This window comes from Variovorax sp. KBW07, assembly GCF_003852515.1.
Taxonomy (GTDB): Bacteria; Pseudomonadota; Gammaproteobacteria; order Burkholderiales; family Burkholderiaceae_C; genus Variovorax.
Genome location: NZ_QAJK01000071.1, coordinates 1 through 19,174, shown reverse-complemented (window position 1 = coordinate 19,174; position 19,174 = coordinate 1). Strand labels below are relative to the sequence as shown.

16 protein-coding genes are annotated in these 19,174 nt (G+C 65.0%); all 16 read left to right on the top strand.

The genetic code is table 11. The features are described 5' to 3' along the window. The 16 genes from DBV14_RS15450 (at position 1) to DBV14_RS15375 (ending at position 18,973) form a co-directional block, all read left to right on the top strand. On the top strand, positions 1-1,881 hold the full coding sequence (locus DBV14_RS15450; protein ID WP_124460039.1) for a CocE/NonD family hydrolase: 1,881 nt from the start codon (positions 1-3) through the stop codon (positions 1,879-1,881). Between the two features lie 113 nt (positions 1,882-1,994). Further along, positions 1,995-3,638, top strand: a complete 1,644-nt coding sequence (locus DBV14_RS15445; protein ID WP_124460038.1) for a 3-(methylthio)propionyl-CoA ligase — start codon at positions 1,995-1,997, stop codon at positions 3,636-3,638. A 143-nt stretch (positions 3,639-3,781) separates the two neighbouring features. Then, positions 3,782-5,011, top strand: a complete 1,230-nt coding sequence (locus DBV14_RS15440; protein WP_124460037.1) for a branched-chain amino acid ABC transporter substrate-binding protein — start codon at positions 3,782-3,784, stop codon at positions 5,009-5,011. Positions 5,012-5,210: 199 nt separating this feature from the next. Next, positions 5,211-6,443, top strand: a complete 1,233-nt coding sequence (locus DBV14_RS15435; RefSeq protein ID WP_124460036.1) for a branched-chain amino acid ABC transporter substrate-binding protein — start codon at positions 5,211-5,213, stop codon at positions 6,441-6,443. An 80-nt stretch (positions 6,444-6,523) separates the two neighbouring features. Further along, positions 6,524-7,477, top strand: a complete 954-nt coding sequence (locus DBV14_RS15430) for a branched-chain amino acid ABC transporter permease (protein ID WP_124460035.1) — start codon at positions 6,524-6,526, stop codon at positions 7,475-7,477. A 4-nt stretch (positions 7,478-7,481) separates the two neighbouring features. Then, positions 7,482-8,798 carry a branched-chain amino acid ABC transporter permease gene (locus tag DBV14_RS15425; RefSeq protein WP_124460034.1) on the top strand — a complete coding sequence of 439 codons (1,317 nt, stop codon included), beginning with the start codon at positions 7,482-7,484 and terminating at the stop codon, positions 8,796-8,798. Next, on the top strand, positions 8,795-9,565 hold the full coding sequence (locus DBV14_RS15420; protein WP_124460033.1) for an ABC transporter ATP-binding protein: 771 nt from the start codon (positions 8,795-8,797) through the stop codon (positions 9,563-9,565). The genes DBV14_RS15425 and DBV14_RS15420 overlap by 4 nt, the downstream gene beginning before the upstream one ends. Position 9,566: 1 nt before the next feature. Continuing rightward, the gene (locus DBV14_RS15415) at positions 9,567-10,262 is read left to right on the top strand and encodes an ABC transporter ATP-binding protein (protein WP_124460032.1); all 696 of its coding nucleotides are present in this window, start codon (positions 9,567-9,569) and stop codon (positions 10,260-10,262) included. A 148-nt stretch (positions 10,263-10,410) separates the two neighbouring features. Further along, positions 10,411-12,516 carry a 3-hydroxyacyl-CoA dehydrogenase NAD-binding domain-containing protein gene (locus DBV14_RS15410; protein ID WP_124460031.1) on the top strand — a complete coding sequence of 702 codons (2,106 nt, stop codon included), beginning with the start codon at positions 10,411-10,413 and terminating at the stop codon, positions 12,514-12,516. A 20-nt stretch (positions 12,517-12,536) separates the two neighbouring features. Further along, positions 12,537-14,012, top strand: coding sequence for a M20 family peptidase (locus DBV14_RS15405; protein WP_124460030.1), 1,476 nt, complete (start codon positions 12,537-12,539; stop codon positions 14,010-14,012). 43 nt (positions 14,013-14,055) lie between these two features. Further along, positions 14,056-15,231, top strand: coding sequence for an acetyl-CoA C-acyltransferase (locus DBV14_RS15400; RefSeq protein ID WP_124460029.1), 1,176 nt, complete (start codon positions 14,056-14,058; stop codon positions 15,229-15,231). A 2-nt stretch (positions 15,232-15,233) separates the two neighbouring features. After that, positions 15,234-15,686 (top strand): PaaI family thioesterase, encoded by a 453-nt coding sequence (locus tag DBV14_RS15395; protein ID WP_124460028.1) that lies wholly within the window; start codon positions 15,234-15,236, stop codon positions 15,684-15,686. 26 nt (positions 15,687-15,712) lie between these two features. Further along, positions 15,713-17,566 (top strand): acyl-CoA dehydrogenase, encoded by a 1,854-nt coding sequence (locus DBV14_RS15390; protein WP_124460027.1) that lies wholly within the window; start codon positions 15,713-15,715, stop codon positions 17,564-17,566. 2 nt (positions 17,567-17,568) lie between these two features. Further along, positions 17,569-17,805 (top strand): hypothetical protein, encoded by a 237-nt coding sequence (locus DBV14_RS15385; RefSeq protein ID WP_124460026.1) that lies wholly within the window; start codon positions 17,569-17,571, stop codon positions 17,803-17,805. 24 nt (positions 17,806-17,829) lie between these two features. Continuing rightward, positions 17,830-18,132: a Dabb family protein gene (locus tag DBV14_RS15380; RefSeq protein WP_124460025.1), complete on the top strand. Its 303-nt coding sequence runs from the start codon at positions 17,830-17,832 to the stop codon at positions 18,130-18,132. A gap of 46 nt (positions 18,133-18,178) precedes the next feature. Further along, complete coding sequence (locus tag DBV14_RS15375; RefSeq protein ID WP_124460024.1) at positions 18,179-18,973, top strand: SDR family oxidoreductase; 795 nt, start codon at positions 18,179-18,181, stop codon at positions 18,971-18,973. Positions 18,974-19,174: the final 201 nt, after the last annotated feature.

The window sequence follows — 19,174 nt, the reverse complement described above, 5'->3', positions numbered from 1 at the left end:
ATGACGACTTTCAGACTTCGAACCCGCTGGCGCCTTGCAGCTTCCCTCGTGGCCGTGGCGGCAGGCCTGGCCGCATGCGGTGGCGGCTCGTCCGGCGGCGGATTCGCGTTCCCGCCCATTGCCACGCCGGCGCCAGCGCCCGAGGCCCAGCCCGACAAGGGCCCGGTGCGCAAGTGGGGCTACATCACGCTGCCCGACGGCAACAAGATGCGCTACTCGCTGCTGCTGCCCAGCGGCACGGGCAGCTTTCCGCTGCTGGTGGAATACGACGGCTACTCCGCGGGCTCCAACCCGAACGTCGGCCAACTCTGGGTGGCCGAAGGCTATGCGGTCATGGGCATCAACGTGCCGGGCACCGGCTGCTCGACCGGTGAAGACCAGGTCTTCGACGCCAGCACCGGCGCGGCCGGCGCCTTTGCCCTGGAGTGGGCCGGCAAGCAGCCCTGGTCGAACGGCCGGATCGGCATGATCGGCTACTCGTATGCGGGCTACAACCAGCTGTGGGTGGCGGCGCACCGGCCCAAGGGCCTGCTGGCCATCACGCCCAGCAAGAACGTGACCGACCCGTACCGCGACGTGGGCTACCCGGGCGGCATCAAGAACGTCGGCTTTCCGGCGCAGTGGTGGGGCGGCTTCCCGGGCATCTGGAACAGGGCCGCCACCTTCGCGGCCAAGCTCGACGGCGACACCGGGTGCGCCAGCACGGTGGCCGACAACATCGAGAAGATCAAGCGGCCCGACCTCGACCTGACCAAGTGGCTGGAGAACCCGTACGCCGACGGCCTGTACGTCAAGCGCAGCGCGTTCTACGAGACCGGCAAGATCGATATTCCCGCACTGGGCACCCAGTCGTGGCAGGACGAGCAGATCGGCCCGCGCTCGGGCTACTACGAAGACACCATGGCGCCCGAGAAGATGTGGCTGGTCAGCTCCAACGGCGACCACCACACCAACGTCACCTCGGACTACATCGACGCGACGCTCAAGCGCTTCCTGGCCCACTTCGTGAAGGGCGAGGACAACGGCTTCGAGAAGGAGCCGCGCGTGCGCCTGCTGCAGGAAATGCAGCAGACCGACCAGAAGGCCGTCAACGGCGCGGCGAAGATCAAGCAGACCGCCGTGGCCGAGTTCGACCGCCTGCCGGTCAAGGTCCAGCCGATGCGCCTGTGGCTGCAGCCGGGCGGCGAGCTTGCCGCCGCCAAGCCGGTGGTTCCTTTCGCCTTGTCGACCTACCGCTATCCCGCAAAGAGCCCGGTGGTGAACAACCCCGCCGCCGAAGGCTGGCAGGCCGTGGCCGATGCCGAAAAGGACGGCCAGGTCGTCTTCACCACGGCCGCGCTGCCGGACGACCTGAGCTTCTACGGCGAAGGCTCCGCCGACCTGTGGATCAGAGCCACCGCCGCCGACAACGACACCGACCTGCAGGTCACGCTGTCCGAAGTGCGGCCCGACGGCAAGGAGATGTTCGTGCAACGCGGCTGGCTGCGCGCCTCCAAGCGTGCGCTGGACCCCGCCCGCTCATCGGTGTTGCGTCCCTTCGGCGACTTCACCAAGGCCACCGAAGCGCCGCTCGATGCCGGCCAGCCCAACCAGGTGCGCATCGAGATCCAGAAGTTCGCCCACGTGTTCCGTGCCGGCTCCAGCATCCGCGTGACCGTCGATAGCCCGTCGCAGACCGGCTTCTGGATTTTCGGCAACACCACCACGCCGTCGGCCAACATGGTGTGGCACGACGCCACGCATTCATCGAGCATCGTGCTGGGGTACATCCCGTATGCCCATGCGAAGGAGCTGCCGAACTGCGACAAGACGCTGCGCCAACCCTGCCGGGCGAACGTGATTCCGGTGCCCGCGGGCGTCGGACCGGGCGCGCCCACTTGAGCCGCTTCGTTCAATCATGCAGTGCGGGTTTGTGTCATTGTGCAAGTGGCCGAAGCTTGCGTGAATCTGTTGTTTGCAAGCTTTCAAAAGTCATTTCACAAAGGAGTCCGTAGATGCTGGGTTTGATGCAAGACCAACCGCTTTTGATCTCGTCGCTGATCGAGTTCGTCGAGCGCCACAACGGCGACGGCGAGATCGTCTCGCGCCGTGTCGAAGGCGATATTCACCGCACGACATGGGGCGGTATCGCATCGCGTTCCCGGCAGGTGGCCAATGCGCTGGACTGCGAGCAATTGCTGTTCAGCGACCGCGTGGCCACGCTGGCCTGGAACGGCTATCGCCACCTGGAGCTGTATTACGGCGTGAGCGGCAGCGGCCGCGTGCTGCACACCATCAACCCGCGCCTGCACCCCGACCAGATCGCCTGGATCGCCAACCACGCCGAAGACCAGATCCTGTGCTTCGACCTGAGCTTCCTGCCGCTGGTGCAGGCCGTGCACGCGCGCTGCCCCGGCATCCGCAAGTGGGTGGCGCTGTGCGACGCCGACCGGCTGCCGGTCGACAGCGGCGTGCCCAACCTCGTGAGCTATGAAAGCTGGCTCGGCCAGCAGTCGAGCGACTACGACTGGCCCACCTTCGACGAGAACTCGGCATCGAGCATGTGCTACACGAGCGGCACCACGGGCAACCCCAAGGCCGCGCTGTACAGCCACCGCTCGACCATGCTGCACGCCTACGCCGCGGCGCTGCCCGACGTCATGCGCATCTCCGCGCAAGACTCCGTGCTGCCGGTGGTGCCGATGTTCCACGTCAACGCCTGGGGCATTCCGTACTCGGCCGCGCTGGTGGGTTGCAAGCTGGTGTTCCCGGGCCCGTCGCTCGACGGCAAGTCGGTGTACGAGCTGATCGAGTCCGAAGGCGTGACCTTCGCGGCCGGCGTGCCCACCGTCTGGCAGATGATGCTGGGCCACATGCAGACCAACGGCCTGAAGTTCAGCAAGCTGAACCGCACCGTCATCGGCGGCTCGGCCTGCCCGCCGGCCATGATCACGGCGTTCCAGGAGAACTACAACGTCGAGGTGCTGCACGCCTGGGGCATGACCGAGATGAGCCCGCTGGGCACGCTCTGCACGCTCAAGAACAAGCACCTGGCGCTGCCGGCCGATGCGCAGCTGCAGATCCGCATGAAGCAGGGCCGCGCCATCTTCGGCGTCGACATGAAGATCGTCGACGGCGAGGGCAACGAGCTGCCCTGGGACGGCAAGGCCTACGGCGACCTGCTGGTCAAGGGCCCGTGGGTCGTGAAGGAATACTTCAAGGGCGAGGGCGGCGACCCGCTCGTTCCCGATGCGCAGGGCCGGGGCTGGTTCCCGACCGGCGACGTGGCCACCATCGACGCCGACGGCTACCTGCAGATCACCGACCGCAGCAAGGACGTGATCAAGTCCGGCGGCGAATGGATCAGCTCCATCGACATCGAGAACATCGCGGTCGCGCACCCGGCGGTGGCCATGGCCGCCTGCATCGGCGTGTTCCACCCCAAGTGGGACGAGCGCCCGATCATCGCGGTCGTCAAGAAGCCCGGTGCCGAAGTCACGCGCGAGGAACTGCTGAAGTTCTACGAAGGCAAGACCGCCAAGTGGCAGATCCCCGACGACGTGGTGTTCGTCGAGGCCATTCCGCTGGGCGCCACCGGGAAGATTCTCAAGACCCGCCTTCGCGAACTCCTCAAGGACTACAAGCTGCCCACGCTCTGAAAAAGTACGAGCCAAGCCCACCCGCACTGTCGCGCACGCGATAGGAAAGCCGCCCCGGCGGCTTTCCTTCCGGGCATTCCCTGTGCGGCGAAAAAAAGGGCGCTTGTACGCTGGCATCCCGCCTTTCACTCAGGAGACTCTTCATGCAATTTGCTATCAAGTCAGTAGCTGCCTGTGCAATGTTGGTGAGCGTTACGGCCGCCGTCGCCCAAAAGGGCGAGACGGTCAAGATCGCCTGGCTCGATCCGCTGTCGGGCCTGATGGCCGCGGTGGGCACCAACCAGCTCAAGACCACGCAATTCCTTGCTGAAGAGTTCAACAAGAAGAACCTGTCGGGTGTGAAGTTCGAGATCCTTGCGCTCGACAACAAGCTCAGCCCGCAGGAAACCACCGCCGCCCTGCGCTCCGCGCAAGACCAGGGCGCGCGCTACATCATGCAGGGCAACGGTTCCGGCCCCGCGCTGGCCATCATCGACGCCATCGAGAAGAACAACTCGCGCAACCCCGGCAAGGAGTTGCTGTACATGAACTACGCGGCGGTCGACCCCGACCTGACCAACAGCAAGTGCAGCTACTGGCACTTCCGGGTCGACGCCGACACCTCCATGAAGATGGAGGCCCTGACCACCTGGATGAAGGACCAGGCGGACATCAAGAAGGTCTACATCCTCGGCCAGAACTACGCCCACGGCGTGCAGGTGGCCAAGTTCGCCAAGGAAGACCTGAAGGTCAAGCGCCCCGACATCCAGATCGTCGGCGAAGACCTGCATCCGCTGGCCCAGGTGCGCGACTTCTCACCCTACATCGCCAAGATCAAGGCCTCGGGTGCCGACACCGTCATTACCGGCAACTGGGGCTCCGACCTGTCGCTGCTCATCAAGGCCGCCAACGACTCGGGCCTGAACGTCAAGTTCCTGACCTACTACGCACCGGGCGCCGGCACGCCGACCGCCATGGGCGCCACGTCCGACGGCAAGGTCTACACCGTGGCCTATGCCCACTACAACATGGGCGGCGAGATCCAGCGGCTGCTCAACGGCTACAAGAAGAAGATGAACGACGACCTCACGCAGTCGTCCATCTATCACGTGTTCGCGCTGCTCGACGCCGCCTTTGCCCAGACCAAGTCGACCGATCCGGTCAAGGTGGCCGCGGCCCTCGAAGGCATGAAGATCAAGAGCTTCAACGGCGAGGTTGAGATGCGCAAGGCCGACCACCAGCTGCAGCAGGGCCTGTACATCTCGCGCTGGGAAAAAGCCAGCGCCAAGTACCCCTACGACGCCGAGAACACCGGCTACACGAACGTCCCCGTGAAGTATTACGAGTCGTATGTGGCGAGCACGCCCACGACCTGCCAGATGAAGCGCCCCTAGGCGTCTTTGTGAACGCGTTTCCTACCCGCTGGTAGAAGCTATCTACCAACGGGTAGCAAAAGAGAGAAACGCGGTGTCGCCTGCGCGATAGAAACGGCCTTTGCGGCGGCTCCCTTACGGGCATTCCCTGAGGGGAGGGGCTGCGAACGCTTGTACTCTCGTGAGGCGTTTTTGAATCGGTTTGACCAGGAGATATAGATTGAAGTTCGCTCTGAAGATCGTTACCGCAGCCGTCCTCGCGGCAAGCGCCGTTGGCGCGTTCGCCCAGAAGGGTGAGACCGTCAAGATCGCATGGATCGACCCGCTGTCGGGCCTGATGGCCGCGGTCGGCACGAACCAGCTCAAGACCTTCCAGTTCTTTGCCGAAGAATTCAACAAGAAGAATGCGGCCGGCGTGAAGTTCGAGATCATCGGTATCGACAACAAGCTCAGCCCGCAGGAAACCACCAGCGCACTGCGCTCGGCCATGGACCAGGGCGCGCGCTACATCGTGCAGGGCAACGGCTCCGGCCCGGCGCTCGCCATCATCGATGCGCTCGAAAAGAACAACGCGCGCAATCCGGGCAAGGAAGCGCTGTACCTGAACTACGCCGCGGTCGACCCCGAGCTGACCAACGCCAAGTGCAGCTACTGGCAGTTCCGCTTCGACGCCGACACGTCGATGAAGATGGAAGCGCTGACCACCTACATGAAGGACCAGACCGACATCAAGAAGGTCTACCTGCTCAACCAGAACTACGCGCACGGCCAGCAGGTTTCCAAGTACGCCAAGGAAAACCTCAAGTCCAAGCGCCCCGACGTGCAGATCGTCGGCGACGACCTGCACCCGCTCGCGCAGGTGCGCGACTTCGCGCCCTACATCGCCAAGATCAAGGCATCGGGCGCGGACACCGTCATTACCGGCAACTGGGGCTCCGACCTCGCGCTGCTCATCAAGGCGGCCAACGACTCGGGCCTGAACGTCAAGTTCTATACCTACTACGCAGTGACCAGCGGCACGCCGACCGCCATGGGCGCGGCGTCCGACGGCAAGGTGTACCAGGTCGGCTATGCCCACTACAACATGGGCGGCGACATGCAGAAGTACGCCAACGACTTCAAGAAGAAGTTCAACGACGACATCTACACCACCGATGCCTACACCGTGTTCCAGGCCCTGACCGAAGCCTTCGTCAAGACCAAGTCGACCGACGTGGTCAAGGTGGCCGCGGCGCTGGAAGGCATGAAGTTCAAGAGCTTCAACGGCGACGTCGAACTGCGCAAGGCCGACCACCAGCTGCAGCAGGGCCTGTATATCGCCCGCTGGGAAAAGGCCAGTGCCAAGTATCCGTACAGCCCGGAAAACACCGGCTACACGCTGGCACCGGTGAAGTACTACGACGCCTATGTGGCCAGCACGCCCACCACGTGCCAGATGAAGCGTCCCTCGTAAATCCGGGAACGCGCCAAAGCGGTCGAGGCCCGACTTCAACACTCGGGCCTTTTTCTTTTTTCAACTGACACGAAAGACCGATGAACGTCGAATTCTTCGTCATCTCGCTGCTCAACGGCGTCAGCTACGGCTTGCTGTTGTTCATGCTGAGCTCGGGCCTCACGCTGATCTTCAGCATGATGGGTGTGCTCAATTTCGCGCACGCCAGCTTCTACATGCTGGGTGCCTATTTCGCCTACACGCTGTCGGGCATCCTGGGGTTCTGGCCGGCGCTCTTCATTGCGCCGCTGCTGGTGTTCGCCCTGGGGGCGGCCTTCGAGCGCTACTGCCTGCGCCGCGTGCACAAGTTCGGCCACGTGCCCGAGCTGCTGGTGACGTTCGGCCTTTCCTACCTGATTCTTGAAATCGTCCAGCTGGTCTGGGGCCGCTCCACGGTGCCGTACGGCCTGCCGACGGCACTGCAGGGCCCGCTGTTCACGCTGTACGGAACGCAGTTCCCCAAGTCGCGCTCGTTCATCATGCTGGTGGCGGTGCTGATGCTCATCTCGGTGTGGCTGCTGCTCACGCGCACGCGCATCGGCCTGGTCATCCAGGCGGCGCTGAAGCACCCCGACATGGTCGAGGCGCTGGGCCACAACGTGCCGCGCGTCTTCATGCTGGTGTTCGGCGGCGGTGCCGCGCTTGCCGGCCTGGCGGGCGTGGTCGGCGGCAACACCTACGTCACCGAGCCGGCCATGGCGGGTTCGGTCGGCTCCATCATCTTCGTGGTGGTGGTGGTCGGTGGCATGGGCTCGCTGGCCGGCGCCTTCCTGTCGTCGCTGATCATCGGCGTGGTGCAGACCTTTGCCGTGGCCATGGACCAGTCGCTCGCGACCGGCCTGCAGGCCCTGGGCATGGCGGTGACCGAGCAGACCTTCGGCTACGAGCTGCTCAAGCTCACGATCTCGCAGGTGGCGCCCATTCTTCCGTACCTGTTCCTGGTGCTGATCCTCATCTTCAGGCCCAAGGGTCTTCTCGGAACCCGGGAGGACTGACGCCATGACCACCGCAACCCAATCGACACCCACGCGGTACTACCGCTTCAAGCCCCTGAACATCGGGCGCATCCTGATCTGGTCGATGTTCGCCTTGCTGCTGATCGTCGCCCCGATGATCTTCACCAGCAGCCTGGCGCTGACCATGCTGTCGCAGATCGGCTACCTCATCATCATCTGCCTGAGCTACAACATCCTGCTGGGTCAGGGCGGCATGCTCAGCTTCGGGCACGCGGTGTACGTGGGCCTGGGCTCGTTCATCGCCATCCACGCGATGAACCTGGCCAGCGCCGGCAAGCTGCCGATTCCGCTGGTGCTGATCCCGCTGGTGGGCGGCCTTGGCGGCATGTTCTTCGCCGTGCTGTTCGGCTACGTGTCGACCAAGAAGTCGGGCACCACCTTCGCGATGATCACGCTCGGCCTGGGCGAGCTGGTGGCCGCGATGGCGCTGATGTTCCCCAGCTTCTTCGGCGGCGAAGGCGGCATCACGTCCAACCGCGTGTACGGCGCATCGTTCTTCGGCATCAACTTCGGGCCGCAGAACCAGGTGTATTACCTGATCGCGGTGTACTGCTTCATCTGCACCGGCCTGATGTTCGCCTTCACCGGCACGCCGCTGGGCCGCATGCTGAATGCGGTGCGCGACAACCCGGAACGGGTGGAGTTCATTGGCTACAACACGCAGCGCGTGCGCTACTTCGCCTTCATCATCGCGGGCTTCTTCGCGGGCATCGGCGGCGGCCTGGCGGCCATCAACTTCGAGATCGTCAACGCGGCCGACAGCCTGAACGGGCTGCGCTCGGGCAGCTACCTGCTGTTCACCTTCCTGGGCGGCGCCACCTTCTTCTTCGGGCCGATCATCGGCGCGGCACTGCTGGTGTTCGCGCTGGTGCTGCTGTCCGAACTCAGCAAGGCCTGGCTGCTGTACGTGGGCCTGGTGTTCCTGCTGATGGTGATGTTCGCGCCGGGCGGCGTGGCCAGCCTGATCATGATGAACGTGCGCGTGGCGCTGTTCGGAAAAATCAAGCGCTTCTACCTGCTCTACGTGGGCCTGTTCATCGGCGCGGCCATCATGCTGGCGGGCGCGGCGGCCATCGTCGAGATGATCTATCACATGCAGCTGAACGCGGCGCTCGGCCCGACGGTGCCGTTCGCGGGCCTGACGCTCGACACCTCGTCGGCCACCAGCTGGGTCATTGCCTGCGCGTTGCTGGCCGTGGGCCTGGGCGTTTTCGAAGTCGTGCGCCGGCGCTTTGCCCGCGTCTGGGGCCAGGCACAAGAAGAAATTGAAGCCGAAATGAAGCGACGGGAGACGGCATGACCTATTCACTCGAACTCAAGGACCTGCGAAAGAGCTTTGGCAAGACCGACATCATCCGTGGTGTCGACCTGGCGGTGAACGCGGGCGAGCGCATCGCCATCATCGGGCCGAACGGCGCGGGCAAGTCCACGCTGTTCAACCTGATCAGCGGGCGCCTGGCCCCCAGCAGCGGCGAAGTGCTGCTGAACGGCCAGCGCATCGACGGCATGAAGCCGTACGAGATCAACCGCCTGGGCCTGTCGCGCAGCTTCCAGATCACCAACATCTTCCCGAAGCTGACGGTCTTCGAGAACCTGCGCTGCGGCGTGCTGTGGAGCCTGGGCTACAAGTACACCTTCCTGCGCTTTCTCTCGAACCTGGACGACGCCAACGAGCGCACCGAAGAGCTGGTTCGCCAGATCGGGCTGGAGCGCAAGCGCGACGTGCACGCGGTCAACCTCACGTACGCCGAACAGCGTGCGCTGGAAATCGGCGTGACCATCGCGGGCGGTGCCAACGTCATCCTGCTGGACGAGCCCACGGCGGGCATGAGCAAGACCGAGACCTCGCACTTCATCTCGCTCATCAAGCACGTCACGGTCGGCAAGACACTGCTCACGGTCGAGCACGACATGGGCGTGGTCTTCGGGCTGGCCGACAAGATCGCGGTGGTGGTGTATGGCGAGGTCATCGCCTTCGACACGCCGGCCGCGGTGCGTGCGAATGCGCGCGTGCAGGAGGCCTACCTGGGCTCCTCGGTAGCCGACGCACAGGGAGCAGGACACTGACATGCTGAAGCTTCAAGACATCCACGCCTACTACGGCAAGAGCCATGTGCTGCATGGCGTTTCCTTCGACGTGAACCCTGGCGAAATCGTGGCGCTGCTGGGCCGCAACGGCTCGGGCCGCTCCACCACCGCCAAGGCCATCATGGGCCTGGTGCATGCCGAGGGCAGACTGCACTGGAAGGGGCAGGACATCCTGCGCCGCAAGGCCTATGAGATCGCGCACTGCGGCATCGGCTACGTGCCGGAGAACCGCGACATCTTCCCCAAGCTCACGGTGCACCAGAACCTGCTGCTGGGGCAAAAGGGCAACGGCAAGGGAAGCCGCTGGCAGTTCGACGACATGTATGCCATGTTCCCGCGCCTGAAGGAGCGCCAGCACACCGAAGCCGGCGTGCTGTCGGGTGGCGAGCAGCAGATGCTCACGCTGTGCCGCACGCTCATGGGCGACCCCGACCTGATCATCATCGACGAGCCGACCGAGGGCCTTGCGCCCAAGATCGTCGAGCTGGTGGGGCAGTACCTACGCACGCTCAAGGACAAGGGCATCTCGGTGCTGCTGATCGAGCAGAAGCTCACCATCGCCATGCAGATTTCCGATCGCGCGCTGGTCATGGGCCATGGCAGCATCGTGTTCGACGGCACGCCCGACAGCCTGCGTGCCGACGCCACCACCCGCAAGGAGTGGCTGGAGGTTTGATCCCCGCGGAATCCGGGCCACGCCCCGGATTCCCTCTTGTCTCGGCAGCGACTGCGTGCCATTGTTGCGTCGCGACAAACGCCTAAAATCCCCGAAAAAGAACACTCGTGCTTTTTCTTCTTTTTCTTCACACACCAAGGAACGCAGCATGACGGCTGAATACAAAGTGCTCGGCGATGTCGCCGTGATCACACTGACCAACCCTCCGGTCAACGGTCTCGGTTTCTCGACCCGCATCGGCATCACCGATGGCCTGGCCAAGGCCAATGCCGACGACGCCGTCGAGGCCATCGTCATCACCGGCGCCGGCAAGGCGTTTTCCGGCGGTGCGGACATCAAGGAATTCGGCACGCCCAAGGCGCTGCAGGAGCCCAACCTGCTGAGCGTGATCCTCGCGCTCGAAGCCTCGCCCAAGCCCATCGTCGCTGCCATCCACTCGGTGTGCATGGGCGGCGGCCTCGAGCTGGCGCTGGGCTGCCACTACCGCGTGGCCGCACCCGGCACCGCCATGGCGCTGCCCGAAGTCAAGCTGGGCCTGCTGCCCGGCGCCGGCGGCACGCAGCGCCTGCCGCGCGTGCTCGGCGTGGAAACCGCACTGAACATGATCGTCAGCGGCGAAGCCGTCAAGAGCGAAGTGCTGGCCAGCCTGCCGGGCCAGAAGCTGTTCGACAAGCTGGCCGCATCGCCCGAATCGGTGTTCGACGAAGCCGTGGCCTTTGCCAAGAGCGTCGCCGGCAAGACCGGTGAAGCGCTGCCGCTGGTGCGCAACCTGCCGTGCAAGCACCCGCAAGGCGATGCTTACTTCCAGTTCACCAAGAACATGGTCGGCGGCATGTCGAAGAACTACCCGGCGCCGCTGAAGTGCATCGACGCAGTGCAGGCCGCGACCAAGATGAAGTTCGACGACGGCATGGCCGAAGAACGCCGCCTGTTCACCGCGCTGATGTTCACGCCCGAATCGCTGGCGCTGCGCCACCTGTTCATGGCCGAGCGCGCCGCGAGCAAGATTCCCGACGTGCCCGAAGACACGCCCAAGCGCGACATCAAGGCCGTGGGCGTCATCGGCGCCGGCACCATGGGCGGCGGCATCTCGATGAACTTCCTGAACGCGGGCATCCCCGTCAAGATTCTCGAGATGAAGCAGGAAGCGCTCGACCGCGGCGTGGCCACCATCAAGAAGAACTACGAAGCCCAGGTCAAGAAGGGCAAGCTCAAGCAGGACAAGTACGAGCAGCGCATGGCGCTGCTGAGCACCACGCTGAGCTACGACGACCTGAAAGACGCCGACCTGATCATCGAAGCCGTGTTCGAGGAAATCGGTGTCAAGGAAAAGGTCTTCAAGGAACTCGACCGCGTCGCTAAGAAGGGCGCCATCCTGGCCTCGAACACCTCGACGCTCGACGTCGACAAGATCGCATCGTTCACCGAGCGTCCGCAAGACGTGGTCGGCATGCACTTCTTCAGCCCGGCCAACGTGATGAAGCTGCTCGAAGTGGTGCGCGGCAAGGCCACCGCCAAGGACGTGCTCGCCACGGTCATGGCCATCGGCAAGAAGATCAAGAAGACCTCGGTGGTCTCGGGCGTGTGCGACGGCTTCATCGGCAACCGCATGATCGAGCAGTACTCGCGCCAGGCAGGCTTCCTGCTGGACGAAGGCGCGCTGCCGCAGCAGGTCGACAAGGCCATCGAGAAGTTCGGCTTTGCCATGGGCCCGTTCCGCATGGGCGACCTGGCGGGCAACGACATCGGCTGGGCCATTCGCAAGCGCCGCGCCACCGAGCGCGCCGACATGAAGTACAGCCGCACGGCCGACAAGCTCTGCGAGCTGGGCCGCTTCGGCCAGAAGACCGGGGCAGGGTGGTACGACTACCAGGCCGGCAAGCGCGATGCCATTCCGTCGGACCTCGTCAACAAGATGATCGAAGACCACCGCAAGGAGCTGGGCATCACGCCGCGCAAGATTTCCGACGAAGAAATCGTGCAACGCCTGGTGTATGCCCTCGTCAACGAAGGCGCGCACATCCTGGAAGACGGCATTGCCTCCAAGTCGGGCGACATCGACATGGTGTACCTCACCGGCTACGGCTTCCCGATCTGGCGCGGCGGCCCGATGCACTACGCGTCGCAAGTCGGCCTGTACAACGTGGCCGAGTCGATGAAGCGCTTTGCCAAGAACCCGCGCGACGACGCCGAGTTCTGGCAGCCCGCGCCGCTGATCCAGAAGCTGGTCGCCGAAGGCAAGCAGTTCAGCTGATCCAGGAGCACTGACCGCCCATGTTGAAACGCATCTTCCTCGGGCTGCTGCTGGCAATCGTCTTGCTGGTGGCCGCCGTGGCGGTCAAGACCTGGACCACGCCATCGCAGCAACTGGCGGTGGCGCCAGCCCCCAAGCTGAACGTCGACTTGCAGGCAGCCGCCCAGCGGCTGTCCACGGCAATCACGTTCCGCACCGTTTCCAGCCTTGACGACTCGGCCGCCAACCTGGCCGAGTTCGACAAGCTGCACGCTTACCTGGCGCAGCAATTCCCCAAGGTCCACGCCACCCTGAAGAAGGAAGTGGTCGGCCAGAAGGCGCTGCTCTACACATGGACCGGCACCGACCCGTCCGCCAAGCCCATCGCGCTGATGGCGCACCAGGACATGGTGCCCATTGCCCCCGGCACCGAAAAGGCCTGGACCGTCGACCCCTTCGCCGGCGAGATCAAGGACGGCTTCGTGTGGGGCCGCGGCACGCTCGACAACAAGAGCAATCTTTTCGCGCAGATGGAGGCCATCGAGCTTCTCATCGGCAGCGGCTTCAAGCCCAGGCAGACCGTCTACCTGGTGATGGGCGACGACGAAGAAGTCAGCGGCCTGCGCGGCGCGCTGCCCATTGCCGAGCTGCTCAAGTCGCGCAACGTGCGCCTGGACTGGGTGCTCGACGAAGGCCTGCTGGTGCTCGACGGCGTGCTGCCCGGCCTGTCGAAGCCGGCGGCGCTCATCGGCCTGGCCGAGAAGGGCTACGGCACTTTCTTCCTGTCGCTCGACACCGCCCCCGGCCATTCGTCGATGCCGCCGCAGCACAGCGCCATCGGCAGCATGAGCGCGGCGCTGGCACGGCTCGAAGCCAACCCGATGCCCGGCGGCATCAAGGGCGTGGCCGGCCAGATGTTCGGTGCGCTCGCGCCCGAAATGAGCGGCGTCAACCGCGTGATGCTGTCCAACCTGTGGCTCACCGAGGCATTGGTGCGCGGCCAGCTCGAGAAGAGCCCGAGCAGCAACGCCATGCTGCGCACCACCACCGCGCTGACCATCGTGCGCGCCGGCAACAAGGACAACGTGCTGCCCGGCCGCGCCGAGGCCGCCGTCAATTTCCGCATCCTGCCGGGCGACACCATCGCGAGCGTCGAGGCGCACCTGCGCAAGACGCTGGCCAACGACGACATCAAGATCAAGCAGTACCCCGGCAACTCGGAGCCGTCGCCCGTGTCGCCGACCGACAGCACCGGCTACCGCGCCATCCAGCAGGCCGTGCGCCAGAGCTTCCCCGACGCGGTGGTGGCCCCCGGCCTCATGACCGCCGCCACCGACTCGCGCCACTTCAGCCTGGTGAGCGACGCCGTCTTCCGCTTCTCGCCGTTCCGCGTGAAGGGCGAAGACCTGGCGCGCTTTCACGGCAACAACGAACGCCTGGCCATCTCCAACTACGGCGAGATGATCGGCTTCTATCACCAGCTCCTGAGCAACACCAACGCTGCTCCGGCGCAATGACGACCACCACCTCTTTTCCCTTCCATCTTCAAAGGACCTCACCATGACCAGCGCCGTCATTGTTTCCACCGCCCGCACGCCGCTCGCGAAGAGCTGGAAGGGTGCCTTCAACATGACGCACGGCGCCACGCTCGGCGGCCACGCGGTGCAGCACGCCATTGCCCGCGCCGGCATCGAAGCCGCCGCGGTGGATGACGTCATCATGGGTTGCGCCACGCCTGAAGGCGCCACCGGCTCCAACATCGCACGCCAGATCGCGCTGCGCGCCGGCTGCCCGGTCACCACCTCGGGCATGACCATCAACCGTTTCTGCTCCTCGGGCCTGCAGACCATCGCCACCGCCGCGCAACGCATCATCGCGGGCGAAGGCGAGGTGTACGTGGCCGGCGGCGTCGAGAGCATCTCGTGCGTGCAGAACGAAGCCAACAAGCACATGCTGGCCGACCCCTGGCTGGTGAAGCACAAGCCAGAGATCTACTGGAACATGCTGCAGACCGCCGAGCAGGTCGCCAAGCGCTACAACATCGGCCGCGACGCCATGGACGAGTACGGCGCAGCCAGCCAGCAGAAGGCCACCGCCGCGCTGGAAGCCGGCCGCTTCAAGGACGAGATTGCCCCCATCACGGTACTGGCCGGCGTGGCCGACCCGGTGCTGGGCCTGCGCACCAAGGAAGTCACCATCGAGAACGATGAAGGCATCCGCGCCGGCACCACCAAGGAAGGCATCAGCGGCATTCGCCCGGCGCTGCCCGGCGGCCTGATCTCGGCCGGCAACGCCAGCCAGTTCTCCGACGGCGGCGGCGCCTGCGTGCTGGTCGACGAAAAGTACGCCGAGCAGAAGGGCCTGAAGCCCCTCGGCCGTTTCCTCGGCTTTGCCGTGGCCGGCTGCGAGCCCGACGAAATGGGCATCGGCCCGGTCTTCGCCATTCCCAAGGTGCTCAAGCGCCTGGGCCTCACGGTCAATGACATCGACCTGTGGGAACTGAACGAAGCCTTCGCCGTGCAGGTCATCTACTGCCGCGACAAGCTCGGCATTCCGGCCGACCGCCTGAACGTGGACGGCGGCGCCATCGCCGTGGGCCACCCCTACGGCGTGAGCGGCCAGCGCCTGACGGGCCACGCGCTCATCGAAGGCAAGCGCCGCGGCGCCAAGAAGGTGCTGGTGACGATGTGCATCGGCGGCGGCATGGGCGCCGCGGGCGTCTTCGAGGTCTTGTAACCATGGCCGGCTTGGGCCATGACCAGGGGGTCTCGCCCGAAGCCGTGCTGGCATACGGGCGCGGCGTTCTTGCCGCACAGCCGTTCAGTGCGCTGATCGGCGCCGAGCTGCACGCGCTCGCGCCGGGCCAGGCCGAGCTTCAGTTGCCGCTGTCCGCGCAACTGAAGCAGCAGAACGGTTTCGCCCATGGCGGCATCGTGAGCTACATGGCCGACAACGCCTTGACCTTTGCCGGCGGTGCCGCATTGCGCGTGCCGGTGGTGACTTCCGAATTCAAGATCAACTATGTGCGGCCGGCACTCGGCCAGCGCCTGGTTGCGCGCGCCAGGGCCGTGCACACCGGCAAATCGCAATCCGTTTGCACCTGCGAAGTGTTCGTGGTGAATGACGGCGTCGAAAAGCTCTGCGCGCTGGCGCAGGGCACCATCGCGACGCTGCCAGAGCCAAAGAAATAGACAGACGACCGAAGAGACGACCCATCATGAGCCTGCGTTCCACCCTCGATTTTCTCTTGTACGACTGGCTCGACGCCGAAGCCCTGAACCAGCGCGAACGCTTTGCCGACCACTCGCGCGAAACCTTCGACGCGGTGCTCGACACCTGCGAACGCATTGCGCGTGAGAAGTACGCGCCGTTCAACCGCACGGTCGATACGCAGGAGCCGCATTTCGACGGCGAGAAAGTCATCTTGCCGCAGGCCACGCACGACGCGCACAAGGCCTTCGTGGAGTCGGGAATGATGAGCGCCGCGCAAGACTACGACATCGGCGGCATGCAGCTGCCGTACACGCTCTCGGCTGCCGCCAACAGCTTCTTCGCGATGGCCTCGGTGAGCATCGGCGCGAACATGCTCACCAGCGGCAACGCCAACCTGCTGATGGTGCACGGCACCGACATGCAGAAAGAGGTGTTCGCCAAGAACGAATTCTCGGGCCGCTGGGCCGGCACCATGTGCCTGTCGGAGCCGCAGGCCGGATCGTCGCTGAGCGACGTCGCCACGCGCGCCGTACCCGATGGCGCCGACTACCAGGACGACCCACTGGGCCCGCGCTACAGGCTCACGGGCAACAAGATGTGGATCTCGGCCGGCGACCACGAACTGACCGAGAACATCGTGCACATCGTGCTGGCCAAGATCCCCGACGAAAACGGCAAGCTGGTGCCGGGCACGCGCGGTATTTCGCTGTTCATCGTGCCCAAGCGCATGGTGAATACGCAGGGCGAGCTGACCGGCGAACGCAACGACGTGGCGCTGGCTGGCCTGAACCACAAGCTGGGCTGGCGCGGCACCACCAACACGCTGCTGAACTTCGGCGAGGGCAAGTACCCGGTCGGCGGCAAGGCCGGTGCCGTGGGCTACCTGGTCGGCGCGCCCGGCAAGGGCCTGCACTGCATGTTCCACATGATGAACGAGGCACGCATCGGCGTCGGCACGGCCGCCACCATGCTCGGCATGGCGGGCTACCACGCCTCGCTCGAATACGCCAAGAGCCGTCCGCAGGGCCGGCTGGTGAAGAAGCCCGAAGCGGCCGGCGCCGCCGTCGCCAAGGACTCGGCAGCGCCGCAGGTGCGCATCATCGAGCACGCCGACGTGCGCCGCATGCTGCTCGCGCAGAAGGCGTACTGCGAAGGCGCGCTGGCGCTGGAGCTGTACTGCGCCCGGCTGGTGGACGAGCAGAAGACCGGCGACGCGCAAGCCGCCGACGACGCGCGCCTGCTGCTCGAAGTGCTCACGCCCATCGCCAAGAGCTGGCCCAGCGAGTGGTGCCTGGAGGCCAACTCGCTGGCCATCCAGGTGCATGGCGGCTACGGCTACACGCGCGATTTTCCGGTGGAGCAGTACTGGCGCGACAACCGCCTGAACATGATCCACGAGGGCACGCACGGCATCCAGGCGGCCGACCTGCTGGGCCGCAAGGTGCTGATGGAAAAGGGCCGCGGCCTGCAGCTGCTGGCCGGGCGCATGACCGACACCATCGGCCGTGCCGCCAAGGTGCCGGCGCTGGCGGCGCACGCCAAGGCGCTGGGCGCCGCGCTGCAGCGCATCGGCAGCGCCACCGAAGCCGCCTGGTCCACCGGCGACCCGGCCGACGCGCTGGCCAATGCCGTGCCGTACATGCAGGCCTTCGGCCACACCGTGCTGGCCTGGATCTGGCTGGACGTGGCCCGTCGCGCGCTGGAAACGGACGCGGAAAAGGCGAGGGCGGTAACAGCTGGCAAGATTGGCGCCACGGACTACTTCTTCCACTACGAGCTGCCGAAAATCGGTGCCTGGCTCAACGTGGTCGAGAGCCGCGACCCAACCTGTACCGCTTTGCCCGAGGACGCTTTCTGACAATGGCCAACGCCACACCCGACAACACCCCGAACCCCGTCAAGCCACCGAAGCCGCATGCCCGGCTCGAGAAGTGGATCTGGATACTGATCTACGGCGGCCTGTTCACCGTGATCCTGGGCATTTCCACCGGCCGCACCGACCCGGCGCTGGGCTGGTCGATGGCCGTGCCCGGCGGCCTCGTCACCGCCGTGGGCCTGGTGCTCATCTACGTGCGCTCGCGCCTCAACGACAAGTAGACAAGACAGACAAGAAGGACCGCCATGCTCAAGCACATCGTGATGTGGAAGTTCAAGGAACACGCCGAAGGCGCCGACAAGGCGACCAACCTGCTCAAGGCCAAGGCCTTGCTCGACGCCTGCGCCAAGCTGTCGCCCGGCACGCACCGCTTCGAGGTGGTCATTGCCCAGCCCGGCCTGGAAGCCACCTACGACCTGATCCTGAATTCGGAATTCACCGACGCCGCCGCGCTCGCGGCCTATGCGGACCATCCGCAGCACGTGGCGCTGAAGCCCTTCATCGGCGCGGTGCGTGAAGCGCGCCAGTGCATGGACTACGTGATCTGAATCCGAGCCAGACAGGCATACAGACATCCAACCCCGGAGACATCCCATGACCCCTCGCACCACCAAACAACTGTTCGATCTCACGGGCAAGACGGCCCTCATCACCGGCGGTTCGCGCGGCCTGGGCCTGCAGATGGCCCATGCGCTCGGCGAAGCCGGCGCGAAGATCATGCTGAGCTCGCGCAAGGCGGACGACCTGGAGCAGGCGGCCGCCGAGCTTCAGTCGGCCGGCATCGACGCACGCTGGATCGCCGCCGACTGCTCGAAGGAAGAAGACACGCGCCGCCTGGCCGACGAAACGCTGGAGCGCATGGGTGCGGTGGACATCCTGATCAACAACGCCGGCGCGAGCTGGGGTTCGCCGGCCGAGAAGCACCCGGTGGAAGCCTGGGACAAGGTGATGAACCTGAATGTGCGCGGCTATTTCATCCTGTCGCAGCAGATCGCGAACGGCTACATGATCCCGAAGAAGACGGGCCGGATCATCAACATCGCGTCGATCGCGGGGCTGAACGGCAACGGCCCGGAGATGCAGACGCTGGCCTACAACACGTCGAAGACGGCGGTGATCGGCTTCACGAAGACGCTGGCGGCGGAGTGGGGCAAGTACGGGATCAACGTGAACGCGATCTGCCCGGGCTTCTTCATGACGAAGATGGCGGCGGGGCTGATCAAGTCGCTGGGCGAGGACAAGATGGCAGCTGCCGCGCCGTTGGGCCGCCTTGGTGACGAAGAAGACCTGAAGGGCATCACGCTGCTGTACGCGAGTGACGCTGGCAAGCACATCACTGGGCAGTGGCTGGCTGTCGACGGCGGTGTCAGCGTGGTGCTTGGGGCCTGAGACAGTTTTTCGCCCTGAACTCTGTTGTTCAGGGCGACGCTCACGCCGACGGTGTGCTCTGCTCCGCGAATGTCCCCCGCTTCGCTCCTCCTTTATTTCGCTGCGCGGAGCACCCGATGCCAGTCGCACGAGGGCGCTGCTCTCGCATTGGCCGATCAACGACCGCTCTGAAGGCGCTCGCGCCGATGGTGTGCTCTGCGC

Bases quoted from the DNA above. Each gene is read 5' to 3' on its own strand.
- DBV14_RS15410 (WP_124460031.1), top strand. From the start codon at position 10,411: ATGACGGCTGAATACAAAGTGCTCGGCGATGTCGCCGTGATCACACTG.
- DBV14_RS15430 (WP_124460035.1), top strand. From the start codon at position 6,524: ATGAACGTCGAATTCTTCGTCATCTCGCTGCTCAACGGCGTCAGCTAC.
- DBV14_RS15385 (WP_124460026.1), top strand. From the start codon at position 17,569: ATGGCCAACGCCACACCCGACAACACCCCGAACCCCGTCAAGCCACCG.
- DBV14_RS15420 (WP_124460033.1), top strand. From the start codon at position 8,795: ATGACCTATTCACTCGAACTCAAGGACCTGCGAAAGAGCTTTGGCAAG.
- DBV14_RS15415 (WP_124460032.1), top strand. From the start codon at position 9,567: ATGCTGAAGCTTCAAGACATCCACGCCTACTACGGCAAGAGCCATGTG.
- DBV14_RS15375 (WP_124460024.1), top strand. From the start codon at position 18,179: ATGACCCCTCGCACCACCAAACAACTGTTCGATCTCACGGGCAAGACG.
- DBV14_RS15400 (WP_124460029.1), top strand. From the start codon at position 14,056: ATGACCAGCGCCGTCATTGTTTCCACCGCCCGCACGCCGCTCGCGAAG.
- DBV14_RS15450 (WP_124460039.1), top strand. From the start codon at position 1: ATGACGACTTTCAGACTTCGAACCCGCTGGCGCCTTGCAGCTTCCCTC.
- DBV14_RS15440 (WP_124460037.1), top strand. From the start codon at position 3,782: ATGCAATTTGCTATCAAGTCAGTAGCTGCCTGTGCAATGTTGGTGAGC.
- DBV14_RS15380 (WP_124460025.1), top strand. From the start codon at position 17,830: ATGCTCAAGCACATCGTGATGTGGAAGTTCAAGGAACACGCCGAAGGC.
- DBV14_RS15390 (WP_124460027.1), top strand. From the start codon at position 15,713: ATGAGCCTGCGTTCCACCCTCGATTTTCTCTTGTACGACTGGCTCGAC.
- DBV14_RS15395 (WP_124460028.1), top strand. From the start codon at position 15,234: ATGGCCGGCTTGGGCCATGACCAGGGGGTCTCGCCCGAAGCCGTGCTG.
- DBV14_RS15425 (WP_124460034.1), top strand. From the start codon at position 7,482: ATGACCACCGCAACCCAATCGACACCCACGCGGTACTACCGCTTCAAG.
- DBV14_RS15405 (WP_124460030.1), top strand. From the start codon at position 12,537: ATGTTGAAACGCATCTTCCTCGGGCTGCTGCTGGCAATCGTCTTGCTG.
- DBV14_RS15445 (WP_124460038.1), top strand. From the start codon at position 1,995: ATGCTGGGTTTGATGCAAGACCAACCGCTTTTGATCTCGTCGCTGATC.